The sequence below is a fragment of the Pelotomaculum schinkii genome (assembly GCF_004369205.1).
GTDB lineage: Bacteria > Bacillota > Desulfotomaculia > Desulfotomaculales > Pelotomaculaceae > Pelotomaculum_C > Pelotomaculum_C schinkii.
In genome coordinates, this window is the sequence record NZ_QFGA01000002.1 from 312,084 (window position 1) to 326,825 (window position 14,742).

Sequence of the window (14,742 nt, forward strand, 5' to 3'; positions counted from 1 at the left end):
GGAAGAGGACATAGCAATACGTCGCATAGGCTACAGGCGGTCGAGTAGACCCAGCCCTCACGAGCTGAGCCCCTCATAGATCCGTACGTGCCCAATTCAGGATTCCCCCCGCCTACACCACAATTTGCCTGAAAAGTACGGAATTGTCCGTACTTTTCAGCATTTCATACGGAATTTGACATATGATTGTTTCGAATCGCTGCATATTCGAATTCAACGTCTCAAAGCGGAGGATAAGGTAAATTCCTTATCCTCCGCTTTTAAGATTAAGATGTACTTTGAAAATGAGTTTGTGCGTCCCAATGCCTGCCTATTCAATAGGAATCGTCACATCACCGACTGTTATACTTTCAACGTCATCTACGTTGATAATATTCTCAAAGCGGTAATACAGTTGATTTTGGTAAATCAGGTTGGCTTCATCGATAAGATAGTAACCAAACGACTTGTTTTTACTATTTACATCATAAGCAATCTGGCTGCCATCTTTGAAATTTACGGTAGGTCGGACACCACTCATCAGAATATCATCGCCTTTGACAAACGCACATACCGACATCGGTGAGATTACAACCTTGGAAATAGTGTCTTCGCTTCCATTGATGCTCAAAGGCTTGTTTGCTTCAACTGTTTTGCTGGTATCAACGTAGCTGAATTCCCATTTCAGGTCCCATTCGCCTTCCACAAGCGGTACAAATTCTATATCTGGTGGCGTAGGCCCTTTCGGGTCTCCGGTGACCTTATAATAACCCAAATCTCCAAAATTAAGTTCAATTTCTCCGTTTTCCAACGGTGCTGTGGCCTGCAAGTGATACAGTACGGTTCTTTTATTTCCGGTTTGCTCCAAAGTGTCCGCACCATAAACACCGCCGACAGTAGCCTCATCCGTTTTCTTAGGTACCTTTAGGAAACCATGTTTCCATTGGATATCGTCGTTCAACTCAATATCTTCGGGAACGGTCATTTCATATAACACGTAGACACCAAAGCTGTCTGCAAGCGTCTGCTTTACCGTTATGGTGACGCCGTTCTGAGTAACTGTAGCTTCGGGTATATTTACTGCGCCGCTGAGCGTTTCCATTTGTTCTTCACTCGGTTTGAGATACTCTATCAATTTCTCGTTCCAACCAAGGCTTATAGCAAGCGCGGTTGTCGTGGTGAGAATACAAATCGCAACGACTGCGGCTGTTAAGGATAATCTTTTTGTTGTTCGTTTCAAAGGTACTGTTCCTCCTTTTCTGCTGTCCAGAATTATTTTCAGCATCTTTTGCTTTTGCGTAGGGCTGGGAGTGATTTCTTTAAAGCAATCGACCAAATCATTCTTATTCATCTTCAATATCCTCCTCAAGCAAAAGTTTTAGTTTTTTCTTCGCTGTTCGCAAGCGGGTTCGTAGGGTAGCGTGGTTGATTTTCAACATTCCGGCGATTTCTTCCGTCTTATACCCCTCATAATAATGAAGATATACAGGCAATTTGTATTTGTCCTCCAGAGCCGCGATTTTGCTCCAGATGTCGCTATGTAAAGTGTCTGGCGAATAAATTTGCTCGGTAATACATTCGGAATCTACCCGCTTGGAGCGCCACCAACCTTTGAGCATATCCTTACAGGTGTTTTGCGCAGTTACGATAAGCCATGCTTTCATGTGTTCCTCGCTCTCAAATTGAGAGCCCGATGTCATCAGCTTGATGAAAACAGTCTGTGTGGCGTCTTCCGCTTCTGAGACATTCTTCAGCAGCATTAGAGCAATCCGATAGATGGTATCGACATATCTGTTATAGATATCTTCCATTTCTTCATCCGTACGCAATAAAGAAATGCTCACTGCCCCACCTCCCAAATTGCTTGCTCAATAATAACACGATTGAGAACGTCAAAATGTTTTATGTTTATAAAATTTTAGCCATTTTCTTAACTTTGAAAGATTATTTTACTATCGGTTAATCGCAACCGTTTACTGCCTTCTGTCTTTTATCAAAAATATTACCAGAACTCCTTCTACCCTTCCTGAAAAGAAACCGGAAGGAACTCGTGCAATCCCTCCAAGACGGCAAATACCGGCCAAAACCCGTACGCCGGGTAGAAATACCCAAAGAAAACGGGAAAACCAGGAAACTGGGGATACCCACGGTTTATTCATACTGCACTCTCCTCAAAAAGGTTTTGGGATATGATGGCTACTTAAAACATAGAGCCATAGATTGAACTCTACCCAGAATTACGTCCGGGAATGTTTAATCTTTGCAATGTGACCAGAGTTTTTAACCCATTCAGACAAGATTTTCTCAGTTTCGTCGTCTAGTAGGATATTCCATGGCCAACCAGGGGCCAGATATGCTTCAAAACAATGTTGTCGATAACCCGGTCCCCCTGACACCCCAGGGTATCGCAGCCCTGGAAGTAATATTCGAGGAAAACCTGCCGGAAAAAGCACGTGTAAACGGCGCCTACCTGCTGCAGGAACTTCGCAAGCTGCAGGAAAAATACCCGCTTTTAAAAGATGTCAGAGGGCGCGGCCTGATGGTGGGGATTGAATTCAACCAGCCGGGGAGCCTTGCCGGCAAAGCCACCTTTGGACTGGCCAGCATACTTTCCGAGGAATATCTGGGCACCCTAGTGGCGGGCGAACTGATGAACAAGTACCACATCATCACCGCCTATACTCTGAACAATCCCAACGTAATCCGCCTGGAGCCGCCTCTGGGTGTCACCCGCGAACAGCTTGACACCCTGCTGCAGGCCCTGGATAAGGTCCTGGCTGCCAACAAGGGGTTTTTCAGCATGGCCGCCTCCGGCGCGAAGACCATGCTGAAGTCATTGATTAAAAAATAAAGGACGCATGCTATTTCTCCTTCAAAAAAGACCAGGCTGAGTGAATCTTATCAGCCTGGTCAACCGGTATAACCCTGTTTCTTCCAAAAACAAAAGCAAACCAAATAAAAACCACTAAAAAGTTTGATAATGCAAATTGACACTCCGCACGGCTGAAGCCATGGGATTCTTGGGTGATTAAACCGAAGTGCATTTCTGCTATCGGAGTATGACCCCAAGTTCGCAGGCTGTGCCATCAGCCCGTCCTAGTCCAGTGCATATAGCAGACTAGGCTGACAGACTGTTACCATCTGCCACAGTTGCAGAAATGATATTAATCGCGCCTAACCTGTCGCGATGTGTTTTATATCCGCAACCGCATTTGTATTTTCTATCAATAGCTTTATTGAGTTCTCCACATGCAGGGCATTTCTGGCTGGTGTGTTTTGGGTTAACGTACTCAACCTTAATTCCAGCCAAAACTGCTTTGTACTCTACATATTGAGCTAATCGATAAAAGCTCCAGGTATGCAAATTCTTTTCGTTTTTACGGCTTGTTCTTGCCTCTGGCGTATGCCGGAAAGTTGTTCCAAGCGGATCGTCGTTACATTGTTTTCTTGAGCAAAACGAACTATCTGCCGGCTTATTTTATGGTCTTGATCTGTCATCCAGCGCTGCTCTTTATCATGCAGTTTCTTGATCGCCTTGAGTTTCTTTAATTTGCCAAGTTTACGGCGTACTGACCGGTGTTTGCGTTTGATAAACTTGTTTTGTCTACCATTGCCAAAGAATCTCGTTTTGCCATCCTCCAGGACAGCGACAGCGGGAACTTTCAGGCCCAAATCCACCCCCATAATTTGACTGCCAGCGGCCGTATTTTCTGCCACCTGTACGGCAATTTGAGCTATGTACTTGCCGTGATGCGCAGGCTGCCTGGTTTGTTATTCAATAGATTTTTCTGGTAGCCGGTTAAGATAGCTTTCATCTCCATACGTTTTGATTTTCCTTCGACAAACACTGGAAACGAGAGCACATCTTCTTTTAAAGAATAGTTTTGATTGTTCCAAATAGCCACAGGCTTTTTGAGAACAGGGAGCTTGACTTCTCTTTGCTCATCGGGTTTTAGTCTGGCGTTAGCCCGGACTGCCTTCTTATATTTCACAAAAACACTCTTGGCGTCTCGAATAGCTTGATTTTTAACAGCGCTGGGAAGGTCTGCGATCACGTCTTTGCTTGAGTATTTAAGGTTTCTATCCGCCACAGCATAGTCTGATACGATTTGATTGACCAAATAGATATAGTTTTTGGTTGTTACCATTAGCAATTTAAACTGTTCTTTTGTGGGCTGCAGCTTGACTTTTACAGTTATTTGCAATTTGTCACCCCCTTGTCTTTTGTTCTGCAATACCGTTGGATCGTATCGCTGGATACATTTCCTGCCGTAGAACAGAAAAATGAGCGTGTCCATAGACTGGGCAAATGCTGCAAGTGTTTAAATTCTTGCCGCAATCTTCTTGAAGTCACTCCTTTCACTTTTGCCATAATCTCTGAGGGTCTAATAGTCGGTAAGGCGTTTACGAATAGGTGCACATGGTCCGGCATTACTTCAAGCGCCACAATGATGAGTTCGTGTTCCCGGCATATCTCTTGAAGAAGTTTCCGGAACCTCTGTTCAACCTCTTTGACTAACACCTTTCGCCTATACCGTGGACAGAAAACAAAATGATAGTTGATTAGAGATACTGTGGTTTGTGTTCTTCTATACTCTTGTCCCATAATTATATTGTATCACTTAATTAATACTACTGCAACAGAACGAGGGGGGGCAAATCGGGAGCCGCCTTCATACCACGATTAAAACCGTGGGCTTTCGGCTACGTTTCTGTAAACTGAATAATTATTACGAATTTTAAAGGACTTATGAAGTTAACTTTGCATAACCATATTTAATACCTAATTTGAAATAATTGGTTCTATATATTCTAACTTAAGTTTATTTTTTTGTTCATCTATCATGTTATTTAATTTTTCCTCAAATTTAGCAGCGCCTGCCGGCGTTGACATCTCTTTTCCTGAAAACCCCCATTCCTGAACTAATTTACTTCTGACGCGGGCGGTAGCTAAAGCAGCTTGATATCCTTTTATGGTATCTTCACTCTTCCAATACTCTTCTTCTGTCAGTCCTTGTCCTTCTAGGGTTTCTTCCCAGCTTTTTGCTGATTCTTCATCTATTTCTATTCCTTCATTTATTGCTTCTTCTTTATCATTTCTTATTCTTGTCATATACTCTAACGTTTCGGCACGATCAGGATATAAATTCCGCTTTTTAGCTTCAATCAAAATAACTTTTTCATTAAGCACTTTTTCCATTACTTCCTGGGAAGATGGCTCCCTGTCATACAACGCTGTCAAAAATACCTTTGTTCCATCGAATTCTTGCTTTGTTATTGCCTCTCCATCAAGCTTAGCAATGACTTTGTTCTTGTCAACATCGTTATAAACCTTCTGATAGGACAAACCAAAATTTTTCCATTTACTGGTGCTATTATTGGTACCACTGGTCGCTACTGCTATTATCACTAAACTAATTATTAAAATAATCCCAACGACAAAATACTTATTTTTCTTTAACATAAGAATGCCTTCTTCTTTAATATTAAAATAATAAAGAAACGTGTTTTTTTATGATCTTATATTATTTTTACTTTTGACAGCGTTGAGCGGATGTCCGACCCCGCGAGCAAGCTGGTAGTTAATATATTGATTGAGGCTGACGTTTTCTTCTTTGGCTTTTTCGACAAGTGGCCGGTGGAGGGACTTGGGCATACGAACCCTTAATTGGCCCGAAAAGTCATCAGCTGTTGGTTCGGGTATAGCTCGCCCCATTTCCAAGCTGGTCTCAATCCAGCACTTTTTAGCATCATTTATGTTTATAATGGCTTTTTCAGGGGTATCTCCATCAGACATACATCCGGCAAGGAGAGGGATTTCAGCAAACCACCCGCCTCCTTCTTCATTAGTAAGTTTTCTCATTTTAATTTCATAGTTCAGGTTGAGATAGTAATTTAAGTTTTTCATTCATGCTCACTTCTTTCTCTTAGTCTTTCAATTGCCGCTATAGCTTGCTTAACATATATAGCCTTGATGGGCCTGGCTTTAGGGATTGAAAGTAAATCTGGAAGTTCCGGGTGGTGGTAAATGTAATGACTGGAGCCTTTGCCGGGTTGTCTACATTTTAATTAAATTATCATGCGCTACATATCGAAATTCATCTGGGTCTCTGGTATAAAGAGGTAAGCCATAGACCATGGCACTGTCAATTTTATACCCATCCTTGTCATGCTCTTGTTCTGTCAGTTCGACCTTAACGATTTTCCGGGCTTCCCTTTTTGTCTCTGCTTTTACTATGGCGAGAAATCTTCTTCTCTTCCCTCCGAGAATTATCGACGCCGTCAACCAGGTCAAGGGAGTGCCCAACCTGCTCCAGGCCTCTACCTTGTCGGCGGCCCTGGCCAAAAATCTGGCTTTGGCCGCCCCCGGTGACCTGCGCCGCTCTTTCTTCGGCAACAGCGGCGCCGAGGCGGTCGAAGGTGCCCTGAAACAGCTTGACACCCTGCTGCAGGCCCTGGATAAGGTCCTGGCTGCCAACAAGGGGTTTTTCAGCATGGCCGCCTCCGGCGCGAAGACCATGCTGAAGTCATTGATTAAAAAATAAAGGATGCATGCTATTTCTCCTTCAAAAAAGACCAGGTTGAGTGAATCTTATCAGCCTGGTCAACCAGTATAACCCTGTTTCTTCTAAAAACAAAAGCAATCCTAAGGAATCCTGCGCATACTGCTACCCAGTTGGAGCATTTCATCTTCGCCGATATTGCCGTCCATAGAAACAAAAACATCCCCGTCGATCCAGGTCAGTGAAACAAACTGCTCTTTGTAAATAATTAGCGTTGCTTCCTGTCCATTAATCCTGATTTTCTTTAAAACCGCATCCTCATTGTCAAAAGAAAGGCCCTGGCTGAAACCCTGGGTGATGTTGGTCTGTTGAACGGTAACCTTACGGTTATCGCTTGCGGCTAATTTTATTGCAACGTCAGTAGAGTCACCAAGTTTGTCCGCTGTAAAGGAACTTATTTGATATTCGTCCAGATAGTCAATGGGCAAAAGAATCTTAAAAGGTACGGATTGAATCTTTTCCATAATTTCCGGGCTTAAGCTATTTATGCTGTCATCGGCGGAACTTTGATTCGCATAATCGATACCCACAGTCTGAACTTTTCCAACGATAAATGATTTGAAGAACGCCAAAGACTTTGAACTTATCGCTTTAGCCTGCACAGGAAACAATAAACTTAATAAGATCCCGACACCGAATAGAATGGGAATCATTATAGCAACGCTTTTTTGCAAATAAAAATAATTTTTTTGCGGAAAATATTTTCTTTTAAACTTAACCCATTCTTCATCCAGATTGATTTCTTTTGAAAGTCCCTCGTTAATGTTCGCCGCTGCCGCCCGCGCTATAAGATTATCTATTTTGTTTTTGGGGTTCATCGATATCTACACCTCTTTCCTCCAACCCTTCAATAAATCCCCTCTTAATTAATTCTTTCTTAACCTTGTTCCTGCTCCGGTGCAAAACGGACTTGATTGTTCCTTCTGAAATATTCAATATGGATGATATTTCCTTTATTTTAATTCTTTTGTAATAATATAAAACAATTATAGCATAAGAAGGTTCATCTAAGCTCCTTATGATTTGTCGTACCTCTCTGATAATTTCCTCATTCTCGACTATAGTCAGCGGCTCATTTTGCATATCCTCAAAGTCAATGACATTATAAGTCACTCTTTTAGCCATGCTCTTGAGCATTTTTAATACATTGTTTCTTGCTATAGCCTTTAACCAGGACTCCAGCTTACCCGAATCTTTTAGCTGGTCAAAATTTTTGATAGCCTGAAAAATAGCTTCCTGGGCAGCCTCCTCGGCCATTGCATGATCATCGCAATATTTGTAGGCTGTATAGTATGCGGTTTTATAATAATTTTTATAAATAAACTCCGCTATATCATGACGAGTCTCATTTTTACCGAATAATTTAAAACGCAAGCAACTCGCCTCCCGTATTAGCTGGTAATAAGTAATAAGTTATAAATTACGACAAGCATTTGAAGAAACCTTTATGTTTATAAAAATATATTACACACGGTTTCAGGTCCATATTGATGCATATTGGTGAATAATGTCGAACCTCGTCTATCGATTTTCAAAAAATATTGCTATTGATGTGCAACCTTTTTTAATATAAAAACTCTACTATATAGAAACAAATCTAAGGAGGACTTTTTATGAGAAGACGCTGTCAACTTATGGTCACAGTTTCAATGTTGCTGTTTTTGCTGACGTCCGGCCTTGCCGAGGCAAAAAACGGAGGGGCTACTCCACAAGCATTTAATTATTTATCAAAAGCCCAAAGCTTAATGTTTGTTAATGCCAATAACACCATCAGCGTTAAAGGAGAAACCGGTGCATACACCGACGTTGAAAAAATTGCGGTTACTGTATATCTGGAAAAGTACAACGGCAGCGGTTGGACGGTGGTAAAGAGCTGGGATAATTGCAATTACGACGATTCAAAAGGCAATATGAATAGGCACTAGTGAGCAGCAAGGTCCTTCAGGAGCTTGAGGAATTTCGAAAAAAAGGGAAAACCCTAGCGAAGTGAATCTGGTTGGCTACCATATTCGCTAGGGTTTAACAAATAACTTCCCGTATAAAGCGAGAGCTGTTTGTATCATAGCATAGTCTTCGTCTCATGGGAAGGAAAGAAAGGAGAGAAATTTAGTAAGAACTAGCCAGCCAATAATTCTAATTATAAATGGAGGTTAAATTGGATGAAATTTAGTAAGCTAAGTATTATAATGGTTATGATTGTTATTGTTGGGTTGCTCGTACCCGGAATGGCGTTTGCCAACTCTGCAGAAGTTTCTGAGAAAGACTCCGCGAAAAAGAATGCAGCTAAACATATAAGTGAATTCTTGTCTGACCGCGATAAGAGCATTTCAGCACTGAATAAAGCGGCTAAAGCTCCAGTAATAGATACTGAAGAGTATACTTTGAGTAACGGTGACAAAGTTAGAAAAGAATTCCGGAAATTAAAAGTTAATGATAATTTAACAATAGAAAGCACACGAACATATACAATAAGTGCCACTATGCATACTATCGAAGATTCTTACGGTTTGTTCTGGGGTGGCGTACCCGGTGCTGGCGGCTACATGGTAGCTGTCTATAAATATACACATCCAACGATTAACAATCCAAACTCAATGACAACCCAAATTTATGGTGCCTCTGGTCATGTCGAAAATCTTGATACAATGAACTATAGATTTGTAAACGAAGAAGGAACGTGGGATACGGGTGAATCATACAATCCTAGCGCTCAAGTAGTTTTTGAAATGGAAATGAGAATTCCCGGAACCATATATTGGCAAGATGTTACTTATACAAATTCTTGTAAATTTAACAGTTATGGCGAAGCTTCTTTTAGTTGGTCTTAATTGGTAAGAATAGTAGGGGGAAAATGGCAAATGCTAAATTTAGATGACATAAAATTAAAAATTCAGGAATGGCTATCGGTCAATTCTAATTTAATTCAACTAAAAAAACTATTAAACAAAGTTGCCTTTATATTAATCATTGCAGCATATCTTCTGCCTCTGCCCGTTTGGCTTTCCGATCTTTTATTTTGGCTAGCTATATCTATTGCCATTTTTCTCACCTATTTAGAATATAAGTTCAAATAGGTCACTAATAAGTTCTTTGGTTCTAAAAGGGCTGTTGCACATGAACGGAGTGTTCGAAGTGCAGTAGCCCTTGTTTTATCAGAAGGGCAAATAGGGATGTTTCTTGTATCGGTATCCGGTACCACCTTTCCCGGCTTATCGGGTCTTACCCGGCGTTGGTGGGTACATGGTGGAACGGGTGAAACCCCCAAGGCCCGGCTGGCCGCCAGTAAACGAGAACCCCGCCGCATCTCCGTAACTCAACTGATAGACATCTTCCTCTGGGAAGAAAAACGAAAGGTGGATAAAATGGGTTGTATCAAAGTGGCAGGCAACATCTACGAGGTGGACCTGGAGTTGGTTGGGCAGACGGTACTCTTGCGCTACGACCCCTTCTACCTCTCTGCTATCCAGGTCTGGTATGACAACAAGCGCTATGCTGATGCTGTTCCCTTAAACCTGGTTCGTTCTTAACCGGCAGCAAAATAAGCATTACAACGTCAAACGCATCCACAGACTTATGAGAGCTGCAAATCTCCAGGCAGTTATCCGCCGCAAAAAGAAGACATACATACCTTCTACACCTCAGATAACAGCAGAAAATGTTCTTAACCTTAATTTCGAAGCAAAACAAATGAATGAAAAATGGCTTACTGATGTTACTGAATTCAAATATGGTAATGGGCAAAAGGCCTATCTTAGTGCAATATTGGATTTGGGAGATCGCTCAATTGTGTCTTATGTGCTTGGGCATTGCAATAACAATAATTTGGTTTTTAAAACCTTTGATTTAGCCATTAAATACAACCCGGAAGCAAGTCCCTTATTTCACAGTGACCACGGCTTCCAATATACAAATACCGCCTTTCGGGCAAAACTTGATCGGGCAGGGTGTACGCAAAGCATGTCCCGAGTTAGCCGATGTATTGATAACGGGCCTATGGAAGGATTTTGGGGCACACTGAAATCTGAAATGTATTACTTGAAAAAGTTTCATACATACGATGAACTTGAAAAAGCAATTGATGAATATATCCATTTTTACAACTATGAACGGTACCAGGCAAAACTAAACGGCCTGGCTCCGATTGAGTTTCGAAACCAAGCCGTTAATATTGCTTAGTGCTTTTAGTTTTTTATTGTCTACTTGACAGGGAGCAGTTCAATTTAGCGGGTTTTCAGACAAATTATGGTGTCGGAGGCGGGAGTTGAACCCGTACGGTTATCAACATCCCTCAAACGTGTCAATTCTCTTTGTTTGCGCTACCAGACCTGGAGGATGGCGCACTTGAGGTAGTGGGTTTCTGGAGAAGCCGGCAGTGTCGGGTGGTCTTTGGCCTGCCGGCGCAAATCTACCAGGCGCAGCTGGCGGCCGGCATCTTTTGCTGCTTCCAGGATGACTTCCATAAACTGCTCCTCTCTCATATGGAAGGAGCAGGAGCAGGTTACCAGGAAACCGCCTGGCGGCAACAGCTTCATGCCCCTCAGGTTGATCTCCTTATAGCCGCGCACAGCACCCCGCAGGGCCTGCTTGGACTTGGTAAAAGCTGGCGGGTCCAAAATTACCAGGTCAAACCGCTCTCCGGCCTTTTCCAGCGCCCGCAGTTCATCAAAAGCATTAGCTTCACGGAAACTGCAAACTTCTTCGAAACCGTTCCTGGAAGCATTCCGCCGGGCCACATCCAGGGCCGGGGCGGCAATATCGACGCCAAGCACTTCCCTGGCGCCGTAAGCGGCGGCATAAACGCTGAAGGTACCGGTATGGCAGAAGCAATCAAGCACTCTTGCCCCTTCAGCCAGGCCGCTTAACGCCATGCGGTTTTCCCGCTGGTCCAGAAAGTAGCCGGTCTTCTGGCCGCCTGCCAGGTCGACCAGAAAGCCTAACCCGTTCTCATGAATCTCCACCAGTGGCTCAAAAGGGCCTTTTAGGAAGCCGGTTCTAAGCGGCAGTCCCTCCACTTCCCGCACGGAAACGTCGTTGCGCTCGTATATGCCGGAAGGGGCCAGGAGTTCATCCAAAATTTCCACAATCAGGTCCTTGTACCTGTCGATACCCAGGGCCAGTGTTTGCAGCGCCAGGAAATCACCAAATTTATCGACAATAAGCGCCGGCAAAAAATCGGCCTCGGCAAAAATCAACCGGCAGGCGTCGGTATCACGCACCACCCGCCGCCGGTACTCCAGCGCCGCCTCTATCCGGGCCGCGAAAAACTCGCGGTTAATCTCTTCCGAACGGTCACGTGTCAACATGCGCACCAGGATCTTTGAGGCCGGATTGATATACCCGCGTCCAAGAAACTTGCCTTTAGCGTCAATTACCTCCACGATGTCTCCAGGTAGAAAGCCACCGGAGATTTCATCAACTTCAGTCGAGTAAATCCAGGGATGACCCCCTACCACCCGGTGCTGCCTGTTCCCGGCCAATTTCACCTCTGCCAAATACTGCACTCCTGTCTTGGAAAACTGTATTTTTCATCTAAACAAACCATGTTTTTCAATTGCAAACTACCCTAAAAATGTAGGCGCAATTCATTCGCACATTTCATATTACCGGCCCGCCAAACGGAATGCGCTCTCCTGAGCCCGGCTCATAACCTCTTCCTCGTCAATGGTCAGGACCAGCCTGTCTTCCATGACGACCTCCCCGTTAATGATCACGGTGTCCACGTCAGCCGACTGGGCGGCATAGACCAGGTGCGCAATCAGGTCGTGCTGCGGGTAGAGGTGAGGGCGCTGGAAGTCGACCAGGATCAAATCGGCCTTCATACCGGGCTTCAACATCCCCACGTCGCCAAGACCCAGCACACGGGCTCCGTTGGACGTAGCCATTTGCAGGGACTTAAAGGAAGGCATCGCCATCGGGTCGCCGGTGGCGATTTTATGCAGCAGGGACGCTATGCGCATTTCCTCCATCATATCGAGGTTGTTGTTGCTGGCAGCCCCGTCGGTACCCAGGCCTACTATTGCCCCCGCCTTGAGCAGCTCCGTTACCGGGGCAATACCGCTGGCCAGCTTCATGTTGCTGGCGGGGCAATGGGCCACACCGACCTTTTTGGCAGCCAGAACGGCAATATCTTCTTGTTTCAGATGAACACAGTGGGCTGCCAGCACCGGCAGGTCAAAGAGGCCGATTGAATCGAGCAACTGGACGGGTGTCATGCCGTACTTTTCCTCGATTTGCCGGATTTCGTCCTGTGTCTCGGCCACATGGATGTGGATACCGGCATCATACTTCTCTGCTAATGTCATGACCCTTTTTAAATAATCCGGCGGACAGGTGTAAGGAGCATGCGGCCCAAACATGGTGGTAATCCTGCCGTCGGCCCTGCCGCTCCAATCTTTCACCAGTTTTACGTTTTCTTCAATAGCCCGTTCGGCAGCGGGTCCGGCCCCCACCATGCCGCGCGCCAGGCAGGCCCTGATGCCGCTTTCCTCCACGGCCAGGGCCACTTCGTCCATTTCAAAATACATATCGGCAAAAGTAGTGGTCCCCGACTTGATCATTTCCAGGCAGCACAGCATTGCCCCCCAGTAACAATCCTCCGGCTGCAGCTTGGCTTCCAGCGGCCATATTTTCTCGTTAAGCCACTTCATCAACGGCAGGTCGTCGGCGTAGCTGCGCAGGAGGGTCATAGACGCGTGCGTGTGACAGTTGATAAAACCCGGCATCGCCACCATGCCGCTGCCGTCAATAACGTGCTCGGCTATAAAATTTTTGGGGACACATCCTTGAGGTCCCGCTGCTATGATGCTGTCACCCGCGATAGCTACCTCGCCGTTATGAAAAACAGCGTCGTGCTTCTCCATAGTCAACACGGTAGCGCCTTTTATTAAAATTCTAGCCATTTTGCTCCCCCCGGTTACTTATTCATGCCACTCTCTCATGTAAGCTTCCTGCTCGCTGGTAAGGCTGTCAATAACTACGCCCATCGATTTAAGCTTAAGAGCGGCCACCCGCCGGTCAATCTCCTCCGGTACGTGATACAGCCTCTTCTGGAATTGTTGTGCGTTTTCCACAATATACCTGGCTGAAAGCGCCTGCACGGCAAAGGACATATCCATGATTTCAGCAGGATGCCCGTCACCGGCCGCGAGGTTAACCAGCCTTCCTTCAGCCAGAAGGTAGATTCTGCGCCCGTCTTTCAGGGTGAACTGCTCGATATTATGGCGAGCCTGACGCTGTTCCACCGCCATGGCTGCCAAATCAGGTTTGTTGATTTCTACGTCAAAGTGCCCGGCATTAGCCAGGATGGCCCCATCTTTCATTTTTATGAATTGGCGCTGTGTAAGGACATCCCGGCAGCCTGTAACCGTGATAAAAATATCACCCTGGGTGGCGGCCCCATCCTTGTTCATGACCTGGTAGCCGTCCATGCAGGCCTCTATCGCCCGCACCGGGTCAACTTCGCACACAATGACACGGGCGCCCAGCCCTTTGGCACGCATGGCCACGCCCTTGCCGCACCAGCCATAGCCCATTACTACCGCAGTCTTGCCGGCTACCACCAGGTTGGTAGTCCGCATGATCCCGGACCAGACCGACTCTCCGGTACCGTAACGGTTGTCAAACAGGAACTTGCACTGGGCGTTGTTTACCGCGAGCATCGGGAAGAGCAGCTTGCCCTCGCGATCCAGCGCTTCGAGACGCCGGATGCCGGTGGTGGTTTCCTCGCAACCGCCGGCAACCCCCCCGGCCAGGTCCCTGCGGATCGTATGCAACAGGCTGACCAGGTCTCCCCCGTCGTCAATGACCACCTGTGGCCGCGTATCAAGAGCCTGCAGCAGGTGGTTATGATACTCCTGGCCGCTGGCGTTATGCCAGGCGTAAACCTTTATCCCTGCCGCGGCCAGGGCCGCCGCCACGTCGTCCTGGGTGGAAAGCGGGTTGGACCCGGTGACGGTCACTTCCGCCCCGCCGGCCCGGATAACCTCGGCCAGGTAGGCTGTTTTGGCCTCCAGGTGAATGGACATCGCAACCCGAGCGCCGTCGAAGGGACGGTCCCGCTCAAATTCCTCGCGTATATGGTTCAACACAGGCATGTGGGCTCGCACCCAGTCTATTTTTAATCGCCCGCCAGGAGCGAGCTTAATGTCTTTAATAGCATAATCGGACAAATCAGTCTGCCTCCTCTATTGGGATGTGAGAC

General features: G+C 45.6%; 20 protein-coding genes and 1 pseudogene. 8 read left to right on the top strand and 13 right to left on the bottom strand.

What is annotated here, in order from left to right; translation table 11 throughout:
• Positions 1-310: 310 nt before the first annotated feature.
• Together Psch_RS12440 and Psch_RS12445 are read right to left on the bottom strand one after the other, a co-directional pair.
• Complete coding sequence (locus tag Psch_RS12440; protein ID WP_190240530.1) at positions 311-1,330, bottom strand: DUF4179 domain-containing protein; 1,020 nt, start codon at positions 1,328-1,330, stop codon at positions 311-313.
• Positions 1,323-1,823, bottom strand: coding sequence for an RNA polymerase sigma factor (locus Psch_RS12445; protein WP_243120836.1), 501 nt, complete (start codon positions 1,821-1,823; stop codon positions 1,323-1,325). The genes Psch_RS12440 and Psch_RS12445 overlap by 8 nt, the downstream gene beginning before the upstream one ends.
• A 170-nt stretch (positions 1,824-1,993) precedes the next feature.
• Here Psch_RS12445 and Psch_RS21175 point away from each other — a divergent pair.
• Positions 1,994-2,131: pseudogene (locus Psch_RS21175) on the top strand (reverse transcriptase domain-containing protein); the annotation flags it as partial.
• A 201-nt stretch (positions 2,132-2,332) separates the two neighbouring features.
• A complete protein-coding gene (locus Psch_RS12450; protein WP_243124085.1) occupies positions 2,333-2,830 on the top strand; it encodes an aminotransferase class III-fold pyridoxal phosphate-dependent enzyme in 498 nt (165 codons plus the stop codon).
• Positions 2,831-3,097: 267 nt separating this feature from the next.
• On the opposite strand, the gene Psch_RS21180 is transcribed toward Psch_RS12450, so the two are convergent.
• From Psch_RS21180 to Psch_RS12470, 6 genes are all read right to left on the bottom strand, one after another.
• Positions 3,098-3,343, bottom strand: coding sequence for a zinc ribbon domain-containing protein (locus tag Psch_RS21180; protein ID WP_345789082.1), 246 nt, complete (start codon positions 3,341-3,343; stop codon positions 3,098-3,100).
• Entirely contained in the window at positions 3,316-3,651 is a 336-nt protein-coding gene (locus Psch_RS21185) for a hypothetical protein (protein ID WP_243124087.1), read from the bottom strand. The genes Psch_RS21180 and Psch_RS21185 overlap by 28 nt, the downstream gene beginning before the upstream one ends.
• A 62-nt stretch (positions 3,652-3,713) precedes the next feature.
• Positions 3,714-4,184, bottom strand: a complete 471-nt coding sequence (locus Psch_RS21190) for a hypothetical protein (protein ID WP_243124089.1) — start codon at positions 4,182-4,184, stop codon at positions 3,714-3,716.
• A complete protein-coding gene (gene tnpA / locus Psch_RS12460) occupies positions 4,175-4,585 on the bottom strand; it encodes an IS200/IS605 family transposase (RefSeq protein ID WP_190240532.1) in 411 nt (136 codons plus the stop codon). The genes Psch_RS21190 and tnpA overlap by 10 nt, the downstream gene beginning before the upstream one ends.
• A gap of 177 nt (positions 4,586-4,762) precedes the next feature.
• Positions 4,763-5,443 carry a hypothetical protein gene (locus tag Psch_RS12465; RefSeq protein WP_190240533.1) on the bottom strand — a complete coding sequence of 227 codons (681 nt, stop codon included), beginning with the start codon at positions 5,441-5,443 and terminating at the stop codon, positions 4,763-4,765.
• Between the two features lie 48 nt (positions 5,444-5,491).
• Positions 5,492-5,887 (bottom strand): type II toxin-antitoxin system HicB family antitoxin, encoded by a 396-nt coding sequence (locus Psch_RS12470; RefSeq protein ID WP_134220458.1) that lies wholly within the window; start codon positions 5,885-5,887, stop codon positions 5,492-5,494.
• A gap of 229 nt (positions 5,888-6,116) precedes the next feature.
• On the opposite strand from Psch_RS12470, the gene Psch_RS21695 reads away from it, so the two are divergent.
• Entirely contained in the window at positions 6,117-6,524 is a 408-nt protein-coding gene (locus tag Psch_RS21695) for an aminotransferase class III-fold pyridoxal phosphate-dependent enzyme (RefSeq protein WP_134220444.1), read from the top strand.
• Positions 6,525-6,625: 101 nt separating this feature from the next.
• On the opposite strand, the gene Psch_RS12480 is transcribed toward Psch_RS21695, so the two are convergent.
• Together Psch_RS12480 and Psch_RS12485 are read right to left on the bottom strand one after the other, a co-directional pair.
• Positions 6,626-7,360, bottom strand: a complete 735-nt coding sequence (locus Psch_RS12480; RefSeq protein WP_134220445.1) for a DUF4367 domain-containing protein — start codon at positions 7,358-7,360, stop codon at positions 6,626-6,628.
• Positions 7,335-7,916, bottom strand: coding sequence for an RNA polymerase sigma factor (locus Psch_RS12485; RefSeq protein ID WP_190240534.1), 582 nt, complete (start codon positions 7,914-7,916; stop codon positions 7,335-7,337). Before Psch_RS12485 ends, Psch_RS12480 begins: the two co-directional genes overlap by 26 nt.
• Before the next feature lie 239 nt (positions 7,917-8,155).
• On the opposite strand from Psch_RS12485, the gene Psch_RS12490 reads away from it, so the two are divergent.
• The 5 genes from Psch_RS12490 (at position 8,156) to Psch_RS12510 (ending at position 10,718) form a co-directional block, all read left to right on the top strand.
• Complete coding sequence (locus tag Psch_RS12490) at positions 8,156-8,467, top strand: hypothetical protein (protein WP_190240535.1); 312 nt, start codon at positions 8,156-8,158, stop codon at positions 8,465-8,467.
• 234 nt (positions 8,468-8,701) lie between these two features.
• A complete protein-coding gene (locus Psch_RS12495; protein WP_134219146.1) occupies positions 8,702-9,370 on the top strand; it encodes a hypothetical protein in 669 nt (222 codons plus the stop codon).
• A gap of 30 nt (positions 9,371-9,400) precedes the next feature.
• Complete coding sequence (locus Psch_RS12500; RefSeq protein WP_134219147.1) at positions 9,401-9,616, top strand: hypothetical protein; 216 nt, start codon at positions 9,401-9,403, stop codon at positions 9,614-9,616.
• Positions 9,617-9,712: 96 nt separating this feature from the next.
• Positions 9,713-10,069 carry a Mu transposase C-terminal domain-containing protein gene (locus Psch_RS12505; RefSeq protein ID WP_134219148.1) on the top strand — a complete coding sequence of 119 codons (357 nt, stop codon included), beginning with the start codon at positions 9,713-9,715 and terminating at the stop codon, positions 10,067-10,069.
• 46 nt (positions 10,070-10,115) lie between these two features.
• Positions 10,116-10,718 (top strand): IS3 family transposase, encoded by a 603-nt coding sequence (locus Psch_RS12510; protein WP_243120657.1) that lies wholly within the window; start codon positions 10,116-10,118, stop codon positions 10,716-10,718.
• A 140-nt stretch (positions 10,719-10,858) separates the two neighbouring features.
• On the opposite strand, the gene Psch_RS12515 is transcribed toward Psch_RS12510, so the two are convergent.
• From Psch_RS12515 to Psch_RS12525, 3 genes are all read right to left on the bottom strand, one after another.
• Positions 10,859-12,034: a class I SAM-dependent rRNA methyltransferase gene (locus tag Psch_RS12515; protein WP_190240536.1), complete on the bottom strand. Its 1,176-nt coding sequence runs from the start codon at positions 12,032-12,034 to the stop codon at positions 10,859-10,861.
• A gap of 108 nt (positions 12,035-12,142) precedes the next feature.
• On the bottom strand, positions 12,143-13,441 hold the full coding sequence (locus Psch_RS12520; protein WP_190240537.1) for an amidohydrolase: 1,299 nt from the start codon (positions 13,439-13,441) through the stop codon (positions 12,143-12,145).
• A gap of 18 nt (positions 13,442-13,459) precedes the next feature.
• Positions 13,460-14,710, bottom strand: a complete 1,251-nt coding sequence (locus tag Psch_RS12525) for an adenosylhomocysteinase (protein WP_134219152.1) — start codon at positions 14,708-14,710, stop codon at positions 13,460-13,462.
• Between the last annotated feature and the right edge of the window lie 32 nt (positions 14,711-14,742).

Excerpts from the sequence above, each read along its gene's own strand:
- Psch_RS12440 (WP_190240530.1), bottom strand. The coding sequence starts at position 1,330 with ATGAATAAGAATGATTTGGTCGATTGCTTTAAAGAAATCACTCCCAGC.
- Psch_RS12450 (WP_243124085.1), top strand. The coding sequence starts at position 2,333 with ATGCTTCAAAACAATGTTGTCGATAACCCGGTCCCCCTGACACCCCAG.
- tnpA (WP_190240532.1), bottom strand. The coding sequence starts at position 4,585 with ATGGGACAAGAGTATAGAAGAACACAAACCACAGTATCTCTAATCAAC.
- Psch_RS12465 (WP_190240533.1), bottom strand. The coding sequence starts at position 5,443 with ATGTTAAAGAAAAATAAGTATTTTGTCGTTGGGATTATTTTAATAATT.
- Psch_RS12470 (WP_134220458.1), bottom strand. The coding sequence starts at position 5,887 with ATGAAAAACTTAAATTACTATCTCAACCTGAACTATGAAATTAAAATG.
- Psch_RS21695 (WP_134220444.1), top strand. The coding sequence starts at position 6,117 with ATGGCACTGTCAATTTTATACCCATCCTTGTCATGCTCTTGTTCTGTC.
- Psch_RS12480 (WP_134220445.1), bottom strand. The coding sequence starts at position 7,360 with ATGAACCCCAAAAACAAAATAGATAATCTTATAGCGCGGGCGGCAGCG.
- Psch_RS12490 (WP_190240535.1), top strand. The coding sequence starts at position 8,156 with ATGAGAAGACGCTGTCAACTTATGGTCACAGTTTCAATGTTGCTGTTT.
- Psch_RS12495 (WP_134219146.1), top strand. The coding sequence starts at position 8,702 with ATGAAATTTAGTAAGCTAAGTATTATAATGGTTATGATTGTTATTGTT.
- Psch_RS12500 (WP_134219147.1), top strand. The coding sequence starts at position 9,401 with ATGCTAAATTTAGATGACATAAAATTAAAAATTCAGGAATGGCTATCG.
- Psch_RS12505 (WP_134219148.1), top strand. The coding sequence starts at position 9,713 with ATGTTTCTTGTATCGGTATCCGGTACCACCTTTCCCGGCTTATCGGGT.
- Psch_RS12510 (WP_243120657.1), top strand. The coding sequence starts at position 10,116 with ATGAGAGCTGCAAATCTCCAGGCAGTTATCCGCCGCAAAAAGAAGACA.
- Psch_RS12520 (WP_190240537.1), bottom strand. The coding sequence starts at position 13,441 with ATGGCTAGAATTTTAATAAAAGGCGCTACCGTGTTGACTATGGAGAAG.